This is a genomic window from Streptomyces sp. SJL17-4, from assembly GCF_036826855.1.
GTDB lineage: Bacteria > Actinomycetota > Actinomycetes > Streptomycetales > Streptomycetaceae > Streptomyces.
The window spans coordinates 307,658-329,885 of the sequence record NZ_CP104578.1; the positions used below are offsets into that span (position 1 = coordinate 307,658).

Consider the following 22,228-nt stretch of genomic DNA (forward strand, 5'->3'; position numbering starts at 1 on the left):
GCGTCAACCCTTCGTGGCGCACCTGGACACCCGGCGGTGGGCCGTCGGCTGCGGTGTCGTGACTGGAACCGGCTGAGCTGAAAGCGAACATCCGACCACTGCGACGCAATGCGCAGTCGAAGCGCTTCGATGTTGCAGTGAGGTTAAGTGAACACCCAGGGGCGCACAAGAGTCGCTTCCAAGATTCCTCCGAGGGGCAGGAGGCGATTCTTGTCCGCTTCCTGTAGACCCTTCTTGATGCGATGGTGCTGCTCTCTTGACACTCGCTCTGGGATCTGATGAGCATCGAAGCGCTTCAAGAGCACTCGCCGCTCACCTCAAGGGGATCCCACGTGTTCGCACACACGCCGCACACACCACTACCATTCCGCGATCGGCAGCTGCCTTTGACGAAGCGCGTCGACGACCTCCTCTCGCGGCTCACCCTCGATGAGAAGATCGGTTTCCTGCACCAGTTCGCGCCCGCCGTGGAGCGGCTCGGCGTCGCCGCGTTCCGCACCGGCCAGGAGGCCCTGCACGGCGTGGCCTGGATGGGGCCGGCCACCGTCTTCCCGCAGGCGGTGGGCCTGGGCGCGACCTGGAACACGGATCTCGTGCGACGGGTAGGCGAGGCGGTGTCCAACGAGGTCCGCGCGATGCGCGCCCGCGACGACCGCGTGGGCCTGAACGTCTGGTCCCCGACCGTGAACCTGTTGCGCCACCCTCTGTGGGGCCGCAACGAGGAGGGCTACTCGGAGGACCCGAAGCTCACCTCGGCCATCGCCACCGCCTACACGCACGGCCTGCGCGGCGATCACCCGACGTACTGGCGCACCGCGCCCGTCCTCAAGCACTGGCTGGCCCACAACAACGAGACGGGCCGCGACGTCACGTCCTCCTCGGTCCGCCCGCGCGTCCTGCACGAATACGACCTGCGCGCCTTCCGCGAGACGGTCGAGGCGGGCGCCGTGGCCGGTGTGATGCCGGCGTACAACCTGGTCAACGGCCGCCCGAACCACGTCTCGCCCTATCTGCGCGAGCATCTGCGCACCTGGACCGACGAGGATCTCCTTGTCTGCTCGGACGCGGGCGCGCCCTCCAACCTGGTCGACTCCGAGCACTACTTCGACACCCACGAGGAGGCGACGGCCGCCGCGCTGCTGGCCGGCGTCGACAGCTTCACCGACCACGGCACCGACAGCTCCAAGATCACCGCACGGGTCCGCGGCGCCCTGGAGCGGGGCCTGCTGACCGAGTCGGACGTCGACGCGGCGGTCCGCCGCCACCTCTCGGTCCGTTTCCGGCTCGGCGAGTTCGACCCGGAGTACGACCCGCACGCGCTCACCACGGCCTTCGACACCCCGGACCACCGGGCCCTCGCGCAAGAGGCCGCCGAGCAGGCGGTCGTACTGCTCAAGAACAGCGGTGGCCTGCTGCCGCTCGCGCCCGGCACCCGGCTCGCGGTGGTCGGCCTGCTCGCCGACGAGTGCAAGCTCGACTGGTACAGCGGCACGCTCCTGCGCCGCTGCACTCCGCTGGCGGGTCTGTCCGAGCGGTTCGGATCGGAGCGCGTGCGGTTCGCGGAGGGCGTGGACCGGATCCTGCTGAAGACCTCGGCCGGAGCCTTCCTGCACGTCCCGGAGGCGGACGCCGACGACGAGGTGCGCGGCGCCGAAGGCGCCCTCGACCCGGCCCTGCTCGCGGGCCGGACGGACCTGCCCCCGCTCACCGCCGAGGCGACCGGCACCGAGCTCTCCCTCATCGACTGGGGCGAGGGCGTGCTGACCCTGCGCGCCCCCGACGGCCGGTATCTCTCCGTCGCCGAGGACGGACATGTCCGCGCCTCCGCCGACCAGCCCGGAGGCTGGTTCGTCCAGGAGACGTTCCGACTGGAACCGCACGAGAACGGCCACCTCCTTCGGCACATCGGTACGGGTCGCCCCCTCTCTGTCGCCGCCGACGGCCTGAAGGTTGCCGACGGGAACGGGGAGATCTTCGAGGTCGTCGTCGTCGAGAGCGGCGAGGACGCGGTGAACAGGGTCGCCTCGCAGGCTGACGTGGTGGTGGTGGTCGCGGGCAACGATCCTCACATCAACGGACGCGAGACCGAGGACCGTACGACCCTGGCCCTCCCCGCCCACCAGGAACGCCTGCTGCGCGCGGCCCGCACGGCCAACCCGAACACGGTGCTGGCGCTGGTCTCGGCGTACCCGTACGCGGTCGATCACGCGGAGGTGCCGGCGCTGCTGTGGACGGCCCACGGCGGCCAGGCCGCCGGCAGCGCCCTGGCCCGGATCCTGGCGGGCGACGTCTCCCCCGCCGGCCGCCTCCCGCAGACCTGGTACGCAGACGACTCCGACCTGCCCGGTCTCCTCGACTACGACGTGATCGGCGGCCGCCAGACGTACCTCTACTTCGAGGGCGCGCCCCTCTTCCCGTTCGGCCACGGCCTGTCGTACGCGTCCTTCTCCTACGAAGGCCTCACGACTCGCGTCGAGGACGGGACATTGCATGTGTCCTTCACGGTCGCCAACACCGGCGATGTCATCGCGGACGAGGTTGCCCAGCTCTACACCCGGGCCGTGGAGCCGTCGGTGCCACGGCCGCGCAGGGAACTGGCCGCGCACCGGCGTGTGACGCTCGCGCCCGGGGAGGTCACGGAGATCGCCTTCCGGGTGCCGATGTCGGCCTTCGCGTTCTGGGACGTCGCGCAGGGACGTCACCGGGTCGCACCGGGCCTCTACGAGATCCTCGTCGGCGCCTCCAGCGAGGACATCCGCCTGGCCCGGACCGTCGGCCTCGACGGCGAGCCGTCCGTCCCCCGGCCGGTCATGGTGGACGGCCTGGACGCGGTGGACTTCGACGAGCAGAGCGACACGGAGATCGTGGACCGGGCGAAGACATCGGGTGACTCCGTCACCCCTGTGACCGGCCTGAGGGGCGAGCTGGTGTTCCGTGACTGTGACTTCGGAGAAGGGGCCGCGGGGATCACGGTGGAGGCCGCGGGCGAGGGCACGGTCGAACTCTCGCTGGGTGACGGTCCGGTGCTGGCGGTGCTCACGCTGTCCCCGGTTGCGGCCGGCCCCTATGACTACGCCACGGTGAGCGCCCCCGTCGTCGTTGCGGCCGGTGTGCACGACGTCCGCCTCGGGCTGTGCGGCCCGGTGCGACTCGCGCGCTTCGCCTTCGCCGTCTGAGGTCCCCATCGGCCCCTGTGCACGGGAGTCGCCGCAGAGGAGTCCGGCACCGGAAGGCTTCGGTTCCGGACTCGGCCTCTCCAGGTCCGCGTTCGACATGGTCGGGCTCCGGCCCGGCCGGTCCGACGCTGCCGGCGCCGTGGCGGCGGGTGGTGCCGGCGGGCCGGCGCCCGAACCGGTCGCGCTGGGGTCACTGCTCGGCAGCCGGCTCCGGAGCGGCCCCTGGGCGTCCGCCGCGCAGGTCGTGCAACGGACAGGCGTACGGGATCCGTACCTGGCGCTCTGCCTCGAACGCGCCCGGTGGAACGGCTCGAAGACGCCCTCGTACGCACCCGGGCTCCGGACGCCGCTCGGGCGTTGGCCTCCGTGATCAGGAGAGGCTCCTGGCCCGAAGAGTCGGCGGCAACCTCCGCGACGGATCGTCGAAGCGCTTCAATCGATCGAGTGACGGTAGTGAGGAACTTCCGACGAAGCAAGAAGGCTGCCGCAAGGGAGTCCTCTTTCTTACCAGGCATTGACATCACATCTTAGGTGGTGACAGCGTCGAAGCGCTTCACCAACCAACCGATGACTTTCAGCTCGTGAGGTGTCCCTCCCGTGGGTTCTGCTTCCCAGCCCCCGTTCGGTGGCCGTTCCGCGATCCCGCGATCCCGTGGGACCAGGTGCACGGGGTCGCCACAACTGTGCCGGTGGAGAGGTGCGCCTTCCACTGGGACCACCGGCCGACCATCGTCTGCGGCACCGACAGCCTCGGGCGTGAGCGCCCGTGGTGAATCTGTCGCGCGGTCCGCACGGGGGCACGACGAGGACGCTTGCTCCGAGGCCCCGCACACCGGTCGGCCGACGACGGCCTCTTGCCGGGGCCTGGGCCGCGAGGGCCCGGCACGGAGCACATCGAGTACCTGCGCCGACACAGCCGCGACCGTGTGGCCGTGCGCCGACCACGCAGGCGGCCGCGGCTGCGACGTGCCCATTCGACTGGCCTGGCCGCGTCGGCGGTCACGCTGCCGGCGTCGCCGCCGGTCCCCGGCGGTTGCCCGGTGACCTGGAGATGATCGGCGAGCCGCTGGACCTCCCCGGCATCGACTTCCACGGGCCGGTGACCGTCGCCGCCACGCCCCACCGCGGGGACGACTCCGAGCCCCGCACCGCGGTCGGCATCGGCGTCGGCGTCGGCGTCGGCGTCGGCGTCGGCGTCGGCGTCGGCGTCGGCGTCGGCGTCGGCGTCGGCGAGCTGGATCCGTACGGCGCCCGGCACACCACCATGGGCCGCTCCGTCGTCCCGGCCGCGCTCACGGAGCTCCTCCGCGACCCGCGTCCCGCTACCCACGCCTCCCACCGGTCCGGATCACCGGGAACGGCTCGGCCGAGGACGACACCCTCGCCCCCGACGGCCTGTCCCACGACCCGGACCGGAGCGCCGACCCGGCCGACCACCTCGCCGCCGTCGCGGATGCCGTCGCGGATGCCGTCGCGGCCGGCGAGGACGCTCATTCGAACGCCCAAGGACAGCTACCGCTGGTACCGGGGCCTGATCACCGCGCACCGCGCGCGGACGGAGGAAACCACCCGATGAAGTTCACCGACGGCTACTGGCTGATGCGTCCCGGAGTGACCGCGGGCTACGCCACCGAGGTCGCGGACGTCCGGGCCGACGAGCACCGGGTAACCCTCTACGCGCCGGTGAAGCACGTGCGCGGCCGAGGCGGCACGCTCAACAGCGCGCTGCTGACGGTCGAGTGCTGGTCTCCGGCCGAGGGCGTGATCGGGGTGCGTGCCACCCACCACGCCGGCTCGGTGCGCCGGGGGCCCGAGTTCGCACTGCCCGGCGCGCAACCGGACGTGGGCAAGGTGTACCGGGACGGCGCGGTTGTCGAGCTCGGTGCGGGTGAGCTGTCACTGCGGGTGGACACCTCCCAGCCGTGGCGCCTGGAGTTCTCCGCCGACGGCCGGGTGCTGACCTCCGTGGGCGAACGCGGCATCGGCTTCGTCACCGACGCCGCCGACCGTCACCACATGCTGGGCCAACTCGCCCTGGGCGTCGGCGAGCTGGTGTACGGACTCGGCGAGCGCTTCACCCCGTTCGTCAGGAACGGGCAGTCCGTGGACATCTGGCAGGCGGACGGCGGCACCAGCAGCGAGCAGGCGTACAAGAACGTCCCGTTCCACCTGACGAACCGCGGCTACGGCGTCTTCGTGAACCACCCCGGCAAGGTGAGTTACGAGGTCGGTTCCGAGGCGGTCGGCCAGGTCCAGTTCAGCGTCGAGGACCAGACCCTGGAGTACTTCGTCATCCACGGCCCCACCCCCAAGCAGGTCCTGGAGCGTTACACGGCCCTCACCGGCCGCCCCGCGCTGCCGCCCGCCTGGGCACTCGGCCTGTGGCTGACCACCTCCTTCACCACCGACTACGACGAGGCCACCGTCAACCGCTTCGTCGACGGCATGGCCGAACGCGGCATCCCGCTCAGCGTGTTCCACTTCGACTGCTTCTGGATGCGCGCCTACCAGTGGTGCGACTTCGACTGGGACTCCGCCACCTTCCCCGACCCGACCGGCATGCTGACCCGCCTCAAGGAACGGGGGCTGCGGATCTCCGCCTGGATCAACCCCTACATCGCGCAGAAGTCGGCCCTGTTCGAGGAGGGCATGCGCGAGGGGCATCTGGTGCGCCGTCCGGACGGCAGCGTGTGGCAGTGGGACCTGTGGCAGCCCGGCATGGCCCTGGTGGACTTCACCAGCCCGGCCGCCCGCGCCTGGTACACCGGCAAGCTCCGCAGCCTGCTCGACACGGGCGTGGACTGCTTCAAGACCGACTTCGGTGAGCGCATCCCCACGGACGTCGTCTGGCACGACGGCTCCGACCCCGAGCGGATGCACAACTATTACACCCACCTCTACAACGAGGCCGTGTTCGAGTTGCTGCGCGAGGTCCGTGGCGAGGGCGAGGCGCTGCTCTTCGCCCGCTCGGCGACCGCCGGCGGTCAGCAGTATCCCGTCCACTGGGGCGGCGACTGCGAGTCCCACTTCAACGCCATGGCCGAGTCCCTGCGCGGCGGCCTCTCCCTCGGTCTGTCCGGCTTCGGGTTCTGGAGCCATGACATCGGCGGTTTCGAGGGCACCCCCACCCCCGCGGTCTTCAAGCGCTGGGTGCAGTTCGGCCTGCTCTCCTCGCACAGCCGGCTGCACGGCAGCAAGTCCTACCGCGTGCCATGGGACTACGGCGACGAAGCCGTCGACGTCACCCGCTCCTTCACCCTCCTCAAGCACCGCCTCGCCCCCTACCTCCAGCGCGCCGCCCAGCAGGCGCACGCCACGGGCGTCCCGGTGATGCGCGCGATGGTCCTGGAATTCCCCGACGACCCAGCCGCGGCCACGCTCGACCGGCAGTACCTGCTCGGCGACGACCTCCTCGTCGCCCCGGTCTTCACCGACGACGGCACGGTCGACTACTACGTGCCCGAGGGGACGTGGACCAACGTCCTGACAGGCGTCCAGATCACCGGCCCCCGATGGGTGCGCGAGCAGCACGGCTTCCACACCCTGCCGCTGCTCGCCCGCCCGGATTCCGTCATCCCGCTCGCCGCGGACGACCAACATCCCGTCTCCGCCTGGGCGGACGGCGTCGAACTACGGGTCCACGCCTTCGCCGACGGGGCGGAGCGCACCGTCGTGATCCCGCGCACCGACGGCCCCGGCGAGACCGCCCGCTTCCACCTGCGCCGCCAGGGCGACCGCCTCCACGTGACCACCGACAGCCCGCACCCCTGGCAGCTGCGGATCGGCAGCCCGAACGCGACGTTGCACACCCGGCCGGCCGGCACCTCGGAGGCCGACCTGCCGTACCCGGCCTGAACCCGGCAGTCGGAGTGAGGTCCCTGCGGGGCCCCGCCCTGGGCGCGGTTCCTCGCCGACGCCGGAGCCCTCCCGGGATCCGAGCCCTGACGGGCTTCGGATCCCGGGAGCGGCGGTCATCCGGCGGACAGGGTGGTCCACTTCTGGTTGGAGCCGCTGTGGCAGTCCCAGAGCTGGAGCTGTGTGCCGTCGGTGGTGGAGGAGCCCGGGACGTCGAGGCAGCGGCCGGAGGCGGGGTTGCGGTAACCGCCGTTGTAGGGCTGCCAGACCTGGTTGGCGCCGCCGTGGCAGGCCCAGAGCTGCACCTTGGTGCCGTTGGCCGTACCCCAGCCGGCGGCGTCGACGCACTTGCCCAGGGAGCGCAGGGTGCCGTCGGTGTAGGCGGACCAGTACTGGTTGGCGCCGCCGCCGCAGCTCCACGTCTGGACGGCGGTCCCGTCGGCGGTGCCGGCGCCGCTGACGTCCAGGCACTTGCCGGTGATGCCGGACTGTACGCGTGCGGGGGCGGGGGCGGGGTTCCTCAGCCACCCGGCGCTGTCCGCGGCCTGGACGCCGCGGTGGAAGGCGTCGGCCATCTTCCGGTAGCCCGCGTCGTCGGGGTGCAGGGCGTCGGCCAGGTCGGCCGTGGTCAGGCCGCTCATGTCCACGTACGCGACGCGCTTGCCCGCGGCCTGTGCCTCGCTCACGATGCCGGGAACGGCCCGGTTGTAGGCGGCACGGTACTGCTCCTCGGATCCGCTGGTGGACACGACCAGGGAGGCGACGAGGACGGTGGCGTCGGGGGCGGCGGCGGTGATCCGCCCGACCAGGGACTTCAGCCGGGCGGTGGCGGTGGAGACCTGGTGGGACCGGTTCAGGTCGTTGGTGCCGATGTGCAGCGTCACGACGTTGGGCCGGTAGCGGGTCAGCGAGGCGTCGGCGAGCGCGGCGATCTGCTCGATCAGGTATCCGGAGTGGCCTTCGTTGTCGGGGTCGGACATCGAACCGGCCCGCCCCGTGCCCACGAAGTCCAGCGGATGGCCGTCCGCCGCGAGCCTGTCCCACAGCGGGCCCCGGTAGCCGTTGCCCGTGCTGCTTCCCACGCCCCAGGTGATCGAGTCGCCCAACGGCATGACGCGTAGGGGCGTGTCGGAGGCGGCGGAGGCCGCACCGGCCGGGGTCGCCCCTGCCGCCGTCACCCCGGTCAGCCCGAGCGCGGCGGCGACAAGCGTGATCAATGGGCGCATCCAGGACTTGCTCATGCAATTTCCTTTCTCGCGTTACGGGAGCGTGGTCCACTTCTGGTTGTTCTGGCCGTTGCAGGTCCACAGGACGACGGGGGTCCCGTTGACGGTGCCGGCCCCGTTCGCGTCGAGGCACAGACCGGCGTGGACGTTGCGCACCGACCCGTCGGCCTGCCTGGTCCACTTCTGGTTGTCCTGACCGTTGCAGGGCCAGATGACGACCGGTGTGCCGTTGGTGGTGCCCTGGCCGGAGGCGTCCAGGCACTTGTCGCCGTAGACGCGGATCTCGCCACCGGCCCACATGGTCCAGAGCTGGTTGGCGGCGGTGTGGCAGTCCCAGATCAGCGCCTTCGTCCCGGCCGCCGTGGCGGCGCGGTCCACGTCCAGGCAGCGGCCGGACCCGGTACCGCGCAGACGTGCGGTGGTGGCGCCCAGCGGGCTGCCTCCGGTCACCTTGAACACGGCGACACCGTGCGCGGGCACGCTCGCGGAGATCTGGCCGGTGGTGCTCGACGTACCGCCGGTCCACAGGTCGGTGAGGGCGAACGACTGCCCGGCGAGGCCGACCTGCGCGGCCGTGGCGGTGATGGTCGTGGGGCTTCCTCCCCTGTTGAGCAGGCCCACGGCGACGGAGCCGTCGGCCAGGGGCTTGGCGAACACCTCGGTGCTGCCGTCGTCGCGGACCCGGCGTCCGCCCGCGCCCAGCGGGTCCTGGTTCACCGCCACCAGGCGGGGGTTGCGCAGGATGGCGCTCACGTCGGCGGACATGGTGCGGATGTCGTTGCCGGCCATGAGCGGAGCGCCCAGCAGCGCCCACAGGGAGAAGTGGGTGCGGGACTCGGTCAGGGACAGCCCGGGGCGGCCGACGACCAGCATGTCGGGGTCGTTCCAGTGCCCCGGACCCGACTGCGCGGCCAGTGGTGCGGTGATGTCCAGGACGTTGCCGACGCCCATCGGGTAGCTGTTGGTGTTGGTGTTCTGCCAGATGTCGAGCAGATCCTCGGTCGTCCGCCACAGGTCGGCGACCTCACCCCAGTCGTAGGTGGCGCCGGTGGGGGCGTGGAAGCTGTTGGGGTTGATGCTGTAGACGATCGGGCGGCCGGTGGCGCGCAGGGCGTCGCGCATGATCGTGAACCGTTCGATCTGTTCGCCCAGGGTGCCGCTGCCGGAGCACCAGTCGTACTTGAGGTAGTCGACGCCCCAGGAGGCGAAGGCGGCGGCGTCGTGGGCCTCGTGGCCCTTGCTGCCCGTCGAGCCGGGGTAGGTGCCCACGCCCTGGGCGCACGTTTTCTCGTTGGGGGCCTGGTAGATGCCGAACTTCAGGCCCTTGCCGTGGATGTAGTCCCCGAGCGCCTTCATGCCGCTGGGGAACGTGGTCGGATTGGCCCGGAGGTTGCCCGCCGCGTCGCGCTGCGGGTCGAACCAGCAGTCGTCGACGACGACGTACTGGTAACCCGCGTCCTTCATGCCCGAGGACACCATCGTGTCGGCGGCCTGACGGACCTGAGCCTCGGTGATCCCGCATCCGAAGCTGTTCCAGCTGTTCCAGCCCATCGGCGGGGTGAGCGCCGGGCTGCCCGGCGCGGCCTCGGCGCCCGTGTGGACGGTGGCGGTGGCGGTGACGCAGGCGGCGAGCGTCAGCGTGGCGGCCGCGAGGAGGCGCGGTAATCGTCGGTACAGGGGGACCATGGGGTTCTTCCTTCCTGGCCCGCACGGCGTGGGCCGCCGTGCGGGCCTGATCGTCGGGGTCATGAGCTGGTGCTCGGGTGCCCGCGGGGTTCAGCGCCGCAGGGTGAGCAGGCCCGGTCGGTACGGCAGTTGCTGGTAGGGGGTGCCCTGAGGTGTGGCGGGGTCGTAGCCCTGGTAGAGGAACTGCAGGTTGCAGGGGTCGATGGTCATGGTCTGGTCGGCGTCGACGCGGATCAGGTCCCCGTGGCTGATGTCGTCGGTCCACGTGGCACCGCTGTTGGCCTTGCCCGCGAAGGGGCTGCTCTCGCTGCCGGCCTGGAGGGTCCACGGACCGTTCAGGCCGGAGGCGGTGAACGAGCGGAAGTAGCGGTCCTCGTTCGCCCCCCGGGCCTCGACGATCATGAGGTACTGGTTCCGTCCCTGGACCTTGTAGACCTCCGGCGCCTCGAACAGGTTCTTCGCGGTGTCGCTCATGACCGTCGTGTACGACGAACCGAAGCTGCCCGGGAAGTTCCCGATCGGCAGGGTCGACCGGTAGATCTTGCCGTTGTCGTCTGCGAAGAACAGGTGCATGTTCTGGTCGTCGCCGATCAGGGTCGGGTCGATGGGGCCGGACTCGGGGAGGCTGCCGGTGAACAGCGGCTGCGGGGCGGACCAGCCGTTGGGATCGGTCGGGTCGCTGGACGTGCGGTAGGTGAACGGCCAGGCGGTGCCCCACCCGTTCGAGGCCAGTACCCAGATGTTCTTGGGCGCGAAGTAGAACAGCTTGGGCGCCACCGCCAGGCCCTGGTTCATCCCGGTCTGGGTGGCCGTCGCCATGTCCGACCAGTCGGAGAAGGGACGGAACGCCATCGTGCCCCACGACGAACCGTCGGACGTGGTCGCGTAGACCAGGTTCTGGCCGTTGTACGGCACCGTGGTGAAGTCCTTCAGCGCGCTCCACCCGTTCGCCGGACGGGCCAGCGGGCCGGTCGAGGTCCACCGGTACGTCGACGGGAGCGGACACGTGTCGCCCGGCTCGGACAGGCCGGTCCACTTCTGGTTGTCACCGCCGTGGCAGTGCCACAGCTGCACCGCGGTGCCGTTGGCCGCGCCACCGCCCGACACGTCCAAGCACAAGCCGGACTCCGCGGCGACGATCGTGCCGTCGGCGCCGACCCGCCACCGCTGGTTCGTACCGCCGTTACAGCTCCATATCACCGGCCGGGTCCCGGCCGTGGTGGCGTGGCCCGGAACGTCCAGGCACTTGCCGCCGTACACGGTCAGCCGATTGTCGTCCGTCAGCGTCCACCGCTGGTTGGTCCCGCCGTGGCAGTCCCAGATCTGCAGGTTCGTGCCGTCGCCCTGGCCGGCGCCCGGCACATCGAGACACCGGCCGGAACCGACACCCCGCAAGGCGCCGCTGGTGGCCGCGTGGGCCGGTCCGGCGACGAGCATCGCCGCCAGCGAGACCAGAGCCGCAAGCACGGCGGGGAGCGCCAGGAACCGGTGTCCGCTGCGGATTTGGCGTCTGCGCATGGTGACCTCTCACATCCTTGAGTAAGCGGTTCGAGCGCCCCGGCCCGGAACCGGGCCCCTTCACGGGCGCGGTGGCATGAGGTTCCCGGTCTCCGGCGCCGCCGGACGAAGCCGTACCGCGTTTCTGGGGCTCGTCTCACCGCTGTCGGTGAAACATGCTTCCTCCGGGCCCGAACGGTCCGCGTGGTCGACCGCTGCAACGAGGACCCGATTGTTCGAAATAACGAACAGCGTGCGAGACTTCGCGCACAAGATAGATTCGACCCTAGGCTCCGTCAACGTTTCCGACGCGTTCCGTTCCGACGCATGACGCCCGCCCGGATAACGAAATTGCCGGGCCGTCACAGAAGTTGACCTCCCTATGGGATGCCGTTTACGTTCAGCGTCGACCGTGTCGCACCATTCGGCCTGTTCGGTATATCGGATATTCGAGGTACGGGGACCACCCCAGCCCTGGGCGAGGTGGGCCGGAACCTGGAAGCACTCGTTGTCGATCCGGAGTGGTACGCACGAAGTCGGGCGTGTCCCGCTCGAACTCTTCCGGACGGTTCTTTCGCCGTTTCGCCTGGGATCACTTCCCCTGGATGGGGAGAATTCCAGCCGCCAGGTGTCGGATTTTCTGGGGTCACTCCAGGCCGAAGGGGCGGGTGGACGCTTGACGCATCCGTCACCGGCTCACCCAGCGTCCAGAGAGCCGACGAATTCAGGCCGCCGCCGCGCGCCGCTGGGCCGATCGCCGCGACGAGCGATGCGCTTGTTCGGCATAACGAACAGTGAGCGGGCTTCGAGCAGAAGATAGGTTTGGTCCGTGGTTCCGTCAATGTTCCCGACGAGTGCCGTTCGGCGCATTTCGCGCCGCCCGGATACCGAAGACCCCGCACCGTCACACACGTTGACTTCCGTACGGGAAACCCTTTACGTTCGGTGCCGAACCCGTCCGGCAGTTCGACCCGCGTTCGGAATATCGGTCATTCGCGGTGCGAGAGCGGCCTCGCCCCCGGAAGGAACCCACCCCCCATGCCCCGAACCGCGCGCTTTACAGGCGCGGCGGACTTCGACGCCCTCGAGATCCAGGCGGTGTTTCTCGTGGGAAAACCGCCCGTCCACGCAATGCATTCTGAAAAAGAACGGTTCTTGGACATCGCCGGACCGCGGCTCGGCCGACTCGCCGCGGTCGGCGCCGAAACGCTCGCGCTGCCGGGCCTGCTGCCCCTAGCAGGGTGGCGGCCGTAGGTCCGGCCGGCAGCACGTTCGGGTGCTCGCCCGGCATGGCCGTGTGCAGTGCACCATCGCGCCCACCAGGGTCTACACGTGCGTCAGCGTGCGCAGCGGCAAGGTCGCCGACGTCTACCGTGCGTCGAACGCGGACGGCACCGCCGTCATCCAGTGGCTCGTCACCGCGCGTCGAACCAGCGGTGGGCCTTCCCGTCCCCGGGGACGGCCATCACGCCATCGCCTGTGTCCGCAGCGGCGAGGCGCTCGACGTGGTGGGGCCCTCGGCGGAGGACAGCGCGGCGGTCGTGCGGATGACCGCCGACGGCCGTACCGCGACGTCGGCAGTTCCGACCAGCGATGGACCTTCCATCGCGTCACCGGCTAGGGAGCTGAGGGTGGAGGCGGAAGCCTCGTCGGGTGTCAGCGACCGAGCAATCGCTCTCTCGTCATCGAAAGGTGCAAGATGTCTTCCTTCATCAGCAGACGGCGCCTGCTGCAAGCAGCCGGGGCCACGGTCGCCGCATCTGCCACGGGATCCCTCATGGGCACATCTCCTGCGCAGGCGGCCGTTCCTCCCGCAAGGGCCGACTTAGGGGTCTCGGCGCACCCCTTCGAACTCGGCCAGGTCCGGCTCACCGCAAGCCGATGGCTGGACAACCAGCACCGAACGCAGAACTATCTGCGGTTCATCGATGTCGACCGGCTGCTCTACAACTTCCGCACCAACCACCGGCTCTCCACCGACGGCGCCGCCGCCAACGGCGGCTGGGACGCACCGGACTTCCCCTTCCGCACCCACGTCCAAGGGCACTTCCTCACGGCCTGGGCACAGCTGTACGCCGTGACCGGGGACACCGTCTGCCGGGACAAGGCCACCTACATGGTCGCGGAGCTGGCCACATGCCAGGCCAACAACGGCGCCGCCGGCTTCAACGCCGGGTACCTCTCCGGCTACCCCGAGTCCGACTTCACCGCTCTCGAACAGCGGACCCTGAGCAACGGCAACGTGCCATACTACACCATCCACAAGACCCTCGCCGGCCTGCTGGACGTATGGCGCCACATCGGCAGCACACAGGCCCGTGACGTGCTGCTCGCCCTGGCCGGATGGGTCGACCGGCGCACCGGCAGGCTGAGCAGCCAGCAGATGCAGGCCATGCTGCAGACCGAGTTCGGCGGCATGAACACCGTGCTGACCGACCTCTACCAGCAGACGGGCGACGCGCGGTGGCTCACCGTCGCCCAGCGGTTCGACCACGCCGCGGTGTTCAACCCCCTGGCGTCCGGCCAGGACCAGCTCAGCGGACTGCACGCCAACACCCAGGTGCCCAAGTGGATCGGGGCCGCCCGGGAGTACAAGGCCACCGGCACGACCCGCTACCGGGACATCGCCACCGACGCCTGGAACTTCACCGTCAACGCGCACACCTACGCCATCGGTGGCAACAGCCAGGCGGAACACTTCCGCGCCCCGAACGCCATCGCCGGCTACCTGAACAAGGACACGTGCGAAAGCTGCAACACCTTCAACATGCTCACCCTCACCCGGGAGTTGTTCGCGCTGGACCCGAACCGGGTCGCGCTGTTTGACTACTACGAGCGGGCGTGGCTCAACCAGATGATCGGCCAGCAGAACCCGGCCGACGACCACGGCCACGTCACCTACTTCACTCCCCTCAACCCGGGAGGCCGGCGCGGGGTGGGTCCGGCGTGGGGCGGCGGCACCTGGAGCACCGACTACGGCACCTTCTGGTGCTGCCAGGGCACGGGCCTGGAGATGCACACCAGGCTGATGGACTCCATCTACTTCCGCAGTGACGACACGCTGATCGTGAACCTGTTCGTGCCCTCGGTGCTCAACTGGTCGGGGCGCGGAGTCACTGTCACCCAGACCACGACGTACCCCGTCAGCGACACCACGACCCTGCAGGTCACCGGCAACGTCAGCGGCACGTGGGCCATGCGCATCCGCATCCCGAGCTGGACCGCCGGGGCCACGATCAGCGTCAACGGCACGCGGCAGAACATCACCACCACCCCAGGCAGCTACGCCACCCTGACCCGCTCCTGGACCTCCGGCGACACGGTCACCGTCCGTCTGCCCATGCGGGTCATCATGCGAACGGCCAACGACAACCCGAACGTCACCGCGATCACCTACGGCCCGGTGGTCCTGTCCGGCGACTACGGTGGCTCCTCGCTCAGCTCCCTCCCGACGCTGAACACGTCGTCGATCACACGAACCAGCAGCAGTTCGCTCGCCTTCACTGCCACCGCCAACGGCTCCACCGTCAACCTGGGCCCGTTCCACGACGCGCACGGCCACAACTACACCGTCTACTGGAACACCAGCGGCACCGTCCGGCTCGCCAACGTGGGCAGCGGTCTCGTGCTGGGCATCCAGAACATGTCCACGGCCGACGGTGGCCGCGCTCTGCAATGGAACGACTCGGGCACCGCCGACCACGACTGGCACATGATCGCCGACGGAAACGCGGTCCGCTTCCGCAATGCCCACAGCGGCAAGGTGCTCGGCGTCTTGAACATGTCGACGGCAGACGGCGCGACCGTCCTGCAGTGGTCGGACAACGGCACCGCCGACCACCGATGGACGCTGCTCGACCAGGGAGACGGGACCTACAGGATCCGCAACGAGAACAGCGGCAAGTTGCTCGCCATCGCGAACAACTCCACCGCTGCGGGTGCGTTCGCAGTCCAGGACTCGGACGACGGCACGGCCGACAACCGGTGGCGCATCGTGAGGGACTAGCCCGCCGAGGAAGCGCATCCTGGTCGGCTTCCATCCTCCACCGCGTTCGACCTTTCGACCTTCGTACGTTTCAGCCGCAGGCATCTGTCCGTGGTGCTCGCGGCCCTGGTCGCGTCGGCCGCGACGCACGTCGCCGGACCGGCCCACGCGGCCACCAGCGGCGCATTGAGCTTCTTCGAGTTGGCCACCGATCGGGTGCTTGCGACTGAGCGCTTCAGCGTCGAGTGGGCGGCTGCAGCGTCCGGTGCCAGCAGCTTGATGAGCCGGGACAAGGGTCCACTCGAAGCTTGCCGGCCTGAACGCCAACCCGGCGGCAAGGCCGGTGAGCGACGATCAGGCTGTTGTCAGCCGCCGGCTCTAAGGTCGGCCCTATGACATCAGACCTGGTCCAGGACTCATGGACTCGCATCGACGCGTGGCTGCGCGAGCACGCGCCCCGCACGTTTGCCACGCTTCGGCCGCCCGCAGGAGACGAGGAGATCGCAGCAGCGCAACAGGAACTGGGGGTCACCTTTCCTTCGGACCTGGTCGCATCACTCCTCCGGCACAACGGGGCGCTGGAGGGACCTGAGGCTTTCCGCTTCAGCACGGGCGACCGGCCGCTCGGAGTGAGCGGAATCCTCGGGGACACCGGGTTCATGCGCGGCATCGACCAGGGCCCCGACGGGGAGACCGAGGGCTACTGGCTTCACGACTACGTGAAGTTCGGTTCTTACGACGTGACGTCGGACGGTCTTCTGATGGATTGCCGTACCGGGCGGGACTCCTTCGGTGTAATCGGACGGTTCTTCGACGAGACCGGCACCAGTTTCGGGCAGGCCGGCTCGCTGGGGGAGTATCTGGCCGAACTGGCCGGCACGCTTGAGCGCGGCCAGGACGCCGGTGTCGTCACCTTCAACGGCCGGCTGTTCTGGGAGGGGCGTCCGCCTGCCAGGCCGCAGTACAGTGCCGACGATCCTCTTCCCGCACCGGATGAGCAGCTGCCGGAGCTGGACCTGTCCTACAGTCCCACCGACCTCCTCCACGTGAGCCACCTGGACGGGCATGAGGAACTCGGTGCGCTGCTCGCAGTCCTGCCGTATGAGCAGGTGGTCGATGCCGCGCGGAAGCAGCTGCGCAGACTGGCGGTCGAAACGGGCCTGAACAACTACCCGGAGGTCAAGACAGCCCTGGACTCGTGGGAGCGCGGTGTGGCCCCGCCACAGCCGGACCAGACCGGCCCGCTCGCCTTGCGACTCCGCGCGGTGCTCGCACAGGCCGACGCCGGCCGCGACCACACACGCAGGTGGGCCGCGGAGAAAATAGCCCTTGGGATCTGGGGGTCCCCGTACAGGTCCGTGTGCGAGAGCGCGGAGACCCGGAGTCACTTCACTCTCGACTGGCGTGCGGATCTGCATGCGGACCTGGGCAATCAGCCCCTGCCACCGATACCTGACGACCGATTCTGGGGGGTGCTGCGCAACCCCGCCATCGACTCCAGTTGGTACGCGGCCCAGTACAGCCAAGATCAGGACTGACCCCAGAGGTTTCGGTTCCGGGTGAGCGCTTCATGTGGCGGTCATCGCCAGACGAAGCGCTCACTAAGGATCCTCAGCGCTGCCGCTCCAGCGTGAGGATGGCCTTGACGATTGACGTCATGCGGTTGGGGCTGCATCGGGACCTGCGGAAGATCCGCCAGGACTTCAGGCTCGCGACACCGCGCTCGACGGGCGCTCGCGCGGCGGCCAGTCAGCATGGTGACCCACTCCACGAGCGCATGCGGCAGGTCAAGTGCGGCAGAATGGATGACCAACGAGGCCCCCGAGCAACGTGATTGAGACATCAGACATCTCGATCAACAGCTCGGGGGCCTCGTTCGTTGCGCTTCACGACCATCACCCGATCGGTGGCCAACTCGAAGAAGCTCATTGCGGGCTGTCGGTTCCGGCCGGTGTCTGAGCCAGGAACCCCGCGTAAGCGCCAAGCGCGTGTTCTGGATCGTCGACAACGGCTCCTCCCGTCGCGGCGATCAAGGTCGGCCGGTGGCCGTCAGCGAGTGTTGAAGCGCTTCACTCGATACTCGAGCCGTAGCACAGGCATTGACATCACACCCGGGGCAATGGAAGCGTCGAAGCGCTTCACTACCCCGGTCATCCCCCGGCCGGCACCGGATTCCAGAAAGGACACCGTCATGTCCCGGAAGTCCACGAAGAGAAGCGTCACGGATGTACTGGTAGCCATGCTGATGGCGATCTCGGCGCTGATCGCGGCGCTCGTACTGACCGGCACCTCGGCCGCCACCGCGTCGGCCGCGTCACTGACCGAGGTGACCAACTTCGGTAGCAACCCCGGAAACCTGCGGATGTACGTCTACCGGCCCGACAGCGCTCCGGCCCGCCCGGCCGTGCTGGTGGCAGTGCACTACTGCACCGGTACGGGGCCGGCCTTCTACACCAACACGGAGTTCGCCCGCCTGGCCGACCAGTACGGGTTCATCGTCGTCTACCCGGACGCGAACGTCAGCGGGCAGTGCTTCGACGTCTCCTCGCCCCAGGCGCTCAAGCATGACGGGGGCAGTGACCCCACGAGCATCGCCTCGATGGTCCGGTACACCCTGCAGAACATGAACGCCGACCCCGGCCGGGTCTACGTCACCGGCGCCTCGTCCGGCGCGATGACGACCAATGTCATGCTCGGCGCGTACCCCGACCTGTTCAAGGCCGGCGCGGCGTTCATGGGTGTGCCGTTCGGCTGCTTCGCCACCACCAACGGCTCCGGCTGGAACACCGACTGCGCCACCGGCAAGATCAGCAAGACCCCGCAGGAGTGGGGCGACCTCGTCCGCAACGCCTACCCCGGGTACACCGGCCCCCGGCCGCGGATGCAGCTGTGGCACGGTACCGAGGACGAAGCGCTGTACTACGCGAACTTCGGTGAAGAGATCAAGCAGTGGACCAATGTGCTCGGGGTGAGCCAGACCCCGGTCTTCACCGACTCCCCGCAGCCCAACTGGACCCGCACCCGCTACGGCTCCACCGGTGCGCAGGCACCCGTCGAGGCGAACAGCTTCCAGGGTGTCGGGCACTCCCTGCCCGAAAGCGGCATGGCGGCCCGGGCCATCGCCTTCTTCGGACTCGACGGCTCCGGCAGGACCACCACCGGTCCGGTCCACGCCACCGGTTCCGGCAAGTGCCTGGACGTGCCCGGCTTTTCGCAGACCAACGGCACCCAGACGCAGATCTGGGACTGCAACGGCGGCACGAACCAGACCTGGACGAGTACGTCGGCCAAGCAGCTCACCGTCTACGGCGGCGCGAAGTGCCTCGACGCAACCGGCACCACGGCCGGCGCCAAAGTCGCGATATGGGACTGCAACGGCGGCACCAGCCAGCAATGGAACCGCAACTCCAACGGCACCGTCACCAGCGTCCAGTCAGGCCTGTGCCTGGATGTGACCGGTGCCTCCACCGCCAGTGGCGCACTGGTCGAACTGTGGGACTGCAACGGGGGCAGCAACCAGCAGTGGCGCCTCGGCTGACACGACCGCTCGTTCGACTCCTCACGTCGTCATCGCCCCTGCGGATGTGCTCTGATCTCCGGGGTTGCCGACGCAAGCGCTTCGACCACCGTCTACGGACCCTGACCCGTCGACTGCGCGCGCCGCCCCGCCGTTCCCTCCCGATGGTTTCTGAAGTCTGGAGATGTCATGCAATTGTCACGCCGTGGTGTTCTGATCCTGGGCGCAGCGGGCGCGGCCCTCGCCGGAGGTCTCCCCACGGGCTCGGCTCGGGCCGCCGGAACGGCCGACGGAACGGACGCCTCGACGCGCACCGAGCGTCTGTATCTGTCCGGAGAGGACGCCGACCACCCGGTCGACTGGGACTTCCTTTGCACCAGCGGTCGACGCAGCGGCAGTTGGGGCAGCATCCCGGTTCCGTCCAACTGGGAGTTCCACGGATACGGTACGTACAACTACGGGTGGAATCTGCGCCCGGAGGAAAAAGGTCACTACCGGCACACCTTCACGCCGCCCGCCCACTGGCGTGACAGACGCCTCTTTCTCGTCTTCGAAGGGTCGATGACCGACACCGAGGCGTGGATCAACGGCGAGTCGGCCGGTCCCGTCCGCCGCGGCGGCTTCTACCGGTTCCGTCACGAGGTGACCGGAAAGCTGCGGCCGGGCCGGGACAACCTCCTGGAGGTGACCGTCAGCAAGGAGTCCGCCGACGACTCCGTCAACAGGGCCGAACGTCTCGGAGACTACTGGAACTTCGGCGGCATCTACCGGCCCGTCCATCTTGAGGCGTTCCCGCTCCAGCACATCGAACGCATCGCCGTCGACGCCCGCGCCGACGGCACGCTGCGGATCGACGCCCACCTGTCGGGTACCGGTTCCGCGGACCGTCTCGTCGCCCAGGTCACCGACCTCTCCGGGCGCCCGGTCGGCGCCCCGTTCACCGCGGCCGTCGCTTCCGGCGACACGACGGTGACCCTCAGGACCGCTGTCGACTCCCCCCGGCAGTGGACGGCGGAGACACCGCACCTCTACCGCGTCGAGGTCGCGCTCCGCGCCGACGACGACCGCACCGTCCACCGCGTCGACGAGAGATTCGGCTTCCGCACCGTCGAGGTGCGCCCCGGCGACGGTGTGTACGTCAACGGCGTCAAGGTCCTCCTCAAGGGGGCCAACCGGCACACCATCTGGCCCACGTCCGGCCGGGCGACCAGCGCACGCATCAGCCGCAAGGACATCCTCCTGATGAAGGAGATGAACATGAACGCGGTCCGGATGTCCCACTACCCGCCGGACCCGCACTTCCTCGACCTCGCCGACGAACTCGGGCTGTACGTGCTCGACGAACTGGCCGGCTGGCAGAAGTCCTACGACGAGGCGGCAGGCAGACCCCTCGTCGCCTCGATGGTCGCCCGTGACGTCAACCACCCGTCGATCCTGTTCTGGTGCAACGGCAACGAAGGCGGCTGGAACACCGCCCTCGACGGCGACTACGCCCGCCACGACCCCCAGCAGCGCACCGTTCTCCACCCCTGGGCGAACTTCGGCGGCATCAACACCGACCACTACGAGACGTACGACAGCACGCGCCGCATCCTCCGGGAACGGGGGGACGTCTTCATGCCCACCGAGTTCCTCCACGGTCTCTACGACGGCGGCGCCGGGGCAGGGCTCGACGACTACTGGAAGCTGATGGGCCGTGAACGGCTCTCTGCCGGAGGCTTCCTGTGGTCACTGATCGACGAGGGCATCGTGCGGGACGACCTCGGCGGCGCCATCGATGTGGCGGGCAACGCCGCACCCGACGGCATCCTCGGCCCCTTCCGTGAGAAGGAGGCCAGCTTCTACACGATCAAGGACATCTGGTCGCCCGTGCAACTCGCCGAGCCGGAGCGGTTCACCTCCGGTTTGCCGAACGACTTCGACGGGCGGATCCACCTCACCAACCACTACGCCTTCACCAACACCCGTACCTGCCGGTTCACTTGGCGGCTCCTGGACTTCCACACCCCGTCGCAGCGGCGGGACGGCCACACGATCCGCGCCCAAGGCACCGCCTCCGCGCCGGACATCGAGCCCGGCGCGCAAGGAGTGCTGCGCCTGCCCCTGCCGTCCAGTTGGCGACGCGCCGACGCCATCGCGCTCACCGTCACCGACGCCGACGGACACGAGCTCCACAGCTGGACCTGGACCATCACATCCGCCACCGACCAGGCCCGACGGCTGGTACGGACGGGCCCGGGACCCGCCGTACGCGGCCGACTCGCGGACGACAGGCTCACCCTCGTATCCCGCCACACCACCGTCACGCTCGACGCCACGACGGGCATGCTGGCCGGCGTCACCCACCGAGGGAGGGACTTCGCGCTGTCCCGTGGCCCACTGCCCACCACCGGGACGGCCGGCCTCGGCCGCCTGACGCACGGGCCCGACGGCAACGGCTACACGGTGGAGGCCACGTACTCCGGCGTCCTGCGCCACGTCCGGTGGCATCTGCACCGCAGCGGCTGGCTGCAGTTGGACTACCGCTACCACCTCAGCGGCGAGCACGACCTCTTCGGCGTCGGCTTCGACCATCCCGAATCGCAGGTGACCGGCGTGACATGGCTCGGCCACGGACCGCACAGGGTGTGGAAGAACCGGCTGCGCGGCGTCGCGACGGACGTCTGGACGAAGCAGTACAACGACACCGCGACCGGTGCCGACGGCTGGGTGTACCCGGAGTTCAAGGGCTACCACGCCGACGTCCGCTGGGCGTCCCTGCACACTACCGCCGGACGCATCACCATGGTCTCCGAGGACGAGAACCTCTACCTCCGCCTCTTCACCCCCCGGTTCGGCCCCGACCCCCGCCACACCGCGCCGCCCTTCCCGAAGGGCGATCTCTCCTTCCTCGACGCCATCCCGGCCATCGGTACCAAGTTCGACCCACCGGCCGCCCTCGGCCCCAGCGGCGCCGCCACCACGGCGACAGGCGACTACGGCCGGACCCTGTACTTCTGGTTCTCCCAGTAGCACCTCCCCCCTCGCCGACGCCGCAATATGCGGCCGGGCCCCCTGCCGACCGGCGCTGCTCCTCGCCGCCCACGACGGCGTCGGCGCTCTGGGCCGGGTGACCATCCGTCCGGAGTCGCTTGTCTCGGTTGCCACCCCTCGACTCCGCGATCGGTGGCGACTCACCCGCCCCGAACGCGTCGCGATCGGCCGGCTCGGGCCACGCGGTGTCACCTCGATCGTCTTCGCGGTGCTCGCCTCCATCCAGCCTGTGGTCCTGTGCCCTACCTTCCCG

The 22,228-nt window shown here is 69.4% G+C and carries 12 protein-coding genes and 1 pseudogene; 8 read left to right on the forward strand and 5 right to left on the reverse strand.

The features are described 5' to 3' along the window. Nucleotides 1-332: 332 nt before the first annotated feature. The 3 genes from N5875_RS01385 to yicI all read left to right on the forward strand — a co-directional run bounded on the left by N5875_RS01385 (nt 333) and on the right by yicI (nt 7,031). Entirely contained in the window at nt 333-3,176 is a 2,844-nt protein-coding gene (locus N5875_RS01385) for a glycoside hydrolase family 3 C-terminal domain-containing protein (protein WP_338491324.1), read from the forward strand. Between the two features lie 1,051 nt (nt 3,177-4,227). After that, a complete protein-coding gene (locus tag N5875_RS01390; RefSeq protein WP_338491327.1) occupies nt 4,228-4,752 on the forward strand; it encodes a hypothetical protein in 525 nt (174 codons plus the stop codon). Continuing rightward, nucleotides 4,749-7,031, forward strand: coding sequence for an alpha-xylosidase (gene yicI, locus N5875_RS01395; protein ID WP_338491330.1), 2,283 nt, complete (start codon nt 4,749-4,751; stop codon nt 7,029-7,031). Before N5875_RS01390 ends, yicI begins: the two co-directional genes overlap by 4 nt. A gap of 116 nt (nt 7,032-7,147) precedes the next feature. Here yicI and N5875_RS01400 read toward each other — a convergent pair whose 3' ends face one another. The 3 genes from N5875_RS01400 to N5875_RS01410 all read right to left on the reverse strand — a co-directional run bounded on the left by N5875_RS01400 (nt 7,148) and on the right by N5875_RS01410 (nt 11,461). Beyond that, nucleotides 7,148-8,272, reverse strand: a complete 1,125-nt coding sequence (locus tag N5875_RS01400; protein WP_318210367.1) for a ricin-type beta-trefoil lectin domain protein — start codon at nt 8,270-8,272, stop codon at nt 7,148-7,150. Nucleotides 8,273-8,290: 18 nt separating this feature from the next. Next, nucleotides 8,291-9,943, reverse strand: coding sequence for a ricin-type beta-trefoil lectin domain protein (locus N5875_RS01405; RefSeq protein WP_338491335.1), 1,653 nt, complete (start codon nt 9,941-9,943; stop codon nt 8,291-8,293). A gap of 90 nt (nt 9,944-10,033) precedes the next feature. Further along, a complete protein-coding gene (locus N5875_RS01410) occupies nt 10,034-11,461 on the reverse strand; it encodes a non-reducing end alpha-L-arabinofuranosidase family hydrolase (RefSeq protein WP_338491339.1) in 1,428 nt (475 codons plus the stop codon). Nucleotides 11,462-12,478: 1,017 nt separating this feature from the next. Between N5875_RS01410 and N5875_RS01415 the strand changes: the two genes are divergently transcribed. After that, nucleotides 12,479-12,694 (forward strand): hypothetical protein, encoded by a 216-nt coding sequence (locus N5875_RS01415; protein ID WP_338491342.1) that lies wholly within the window; start codon nt 12,479-12,481, stop codon nt 12,692-12,694. A gap of 211 nt (nt 12,695-12,905) precedes the next feature. On the opposite strand, the gene N5875_RS01420 is transcribed toward N5875_RS01415, so the two are convergent. After that, the gene (locus N5875_RS01420) at nt 12,906-13,046 is read right to left on the reverse strand and encodes a hypothetical protein (protein ID WP_338491345.1); all 141 of its coding nucleotides are present in this window, start codon (nt 13,044-13,046) and stop codon (nt 12,906-12,908) included. Nucleotides 13,047-13,139: 93 nt separating this feature from the next. Here N5875_RS01420 and N5875_RS01425 point away from each other — a divergent pair, with 93 nt between their 5' ends. Further along, nucleotides 13,140-15,446 (forward strand): beta-L-arabinofuranosidase domain-containing protein, encoded by a 2,307-nt coding sequence (locus tag N5875_RS01425; protein ID WP_338491348.1) that lies wholly within the window; start codon nt 13,140-13,142, stop codon nt 15,444-15,446. Between the two features lie 371 nt (nt 15,447-15,817). Next, nucleotides 15,818-16,963 (forward strand): SMI1/KNR4 family protein, encoded by a 1,146-nt coding sequence (locus tag N5875_RS01430; RefSeq protein ID WP_318210372.1) that lies wholly within the window; start codon nt 15,818-15,820, stop codon nt 16,961-16,963. Between the two features lie 73 nt (nt 16,964-17,036). Here N5875_RS01430 and N5875_RS01435 read toward each other — a convergent pair. Then, nucleotides 17,037-17,174 (reverse strand): annotated as a pseudogene (locus tag N5875_RS01435) (IS5/IS1182 family transposase); the annotation flags it as partial. Between the two features lie 442 nt (nt 17,175-17,616). On the opposite strand from N5875_RS01435, the gene N5875_RS01440 reads away from it, so the two are divergent. Further along, a complete protein-coding gene (locus N5875_RS01440; protein ID WP_338491352.1) occupies nt 17,617-18,963 on the forward strand; it encodes a PHB depolymerase family esterase in 1,347 nt (448 codons plus the stop codon). 168 nt (nt 18,964-19,131) lie between these two features. Further along, on the forward strand, nt 19,132-21,954 hold the full coding sequence (locus N5875_RS01445) for a glycoside hydrolase family 2 TIM barrel-domain containing protein (RefSeq protein ID WP_338491354.1): 2,823 nt from the start codon (nt 19,132-19,134) through the stop codon (nt 21,952-21,954). Nucleotides 21,955-22,228: the final 274 nt, after the last annotated feature.

Excerpts from the sequence above, each read along its gene's own strand:
- yicI (WP_338491330.1), top strand. The coding sequence starts at position 4,749 with ATGAAGTTCACCGACGGCTACTGGCTGATGCGTCCCGGAGTGACCGCG.
- N5875_RS01425 (WP_338491348.1), top strand. The coding sequence starts at position 13,140 with ATGTCTTCCTTCATCAGCAGACGGCGCCTGCTGCAAGCAGCCGGGGCC.
- N5875_RS01405 (WP_338491335.1), bottom strand. The coding sequence starts at position 9,943 with ATGGTCCCCCTGTACCGACGATTACCGCGCCTCCTCGCGGCCGCCACG.
- N5875_RS01440 (WP_338491352.1), top strand. The coding sequence starts at position 17,617 with ATGTCCCGGAAGTCCACGAAGAGAAGCGTCACGGATGTACTGGTAGCC.
- N5875_RS01400 (WP_318210367.1), bottom strand. The coding sequence starts at position 8,272 with ATGAGCAAGTCCTGGATGCGCCCATTGATCACGCTTGTCGCCGCCGCG.
- N5875_RS01410 (WP_338491339.1), bottom strand. The coding sequence starts at position 11,461 with ATGCGCAGACGCCAAATCCGCAGCGGACACCGGTTCCTGGCGCTCCCC.
- N5875_RS01430 (WP_318210372.1), top strand. The coding sequence starts at position 15,818 with ATGACATCAGACCTGGTCCAGGACTCATGGACTCGCATCGACGCGTGG.
- N5875_RS01420 (WP_338491345.1), bottom strand. The coding sequence starts at position 13,046 with ATGGAAGGTCCATCGCTGGTCGGAACTGCCGACGTCGCGGTACGGCCG.
- N5875_RS01390 (WP_338491327.1), top strand. The coding sequence starts at position 4,228 with ATGATCGGCGAGCCGCTGGACCTCCCCGGCATCGACTTCCACGGGCCG.
- N5875_RS01415 (WP_338491342.1), top strand. The coding sequence starts at position 12,479 with ATGCCCCGAACCGCGCGCTTTACAGGCGCGGCGGACTTCGACGCCCTC.
- N5875_RS01445 (WP_338491354.1), top strand. The coding sequence starts at position 19,132 with ATGCAATTGTCACGCCGTGGTGTTCTGATCCTGGGCGCAGCGGGCGCG.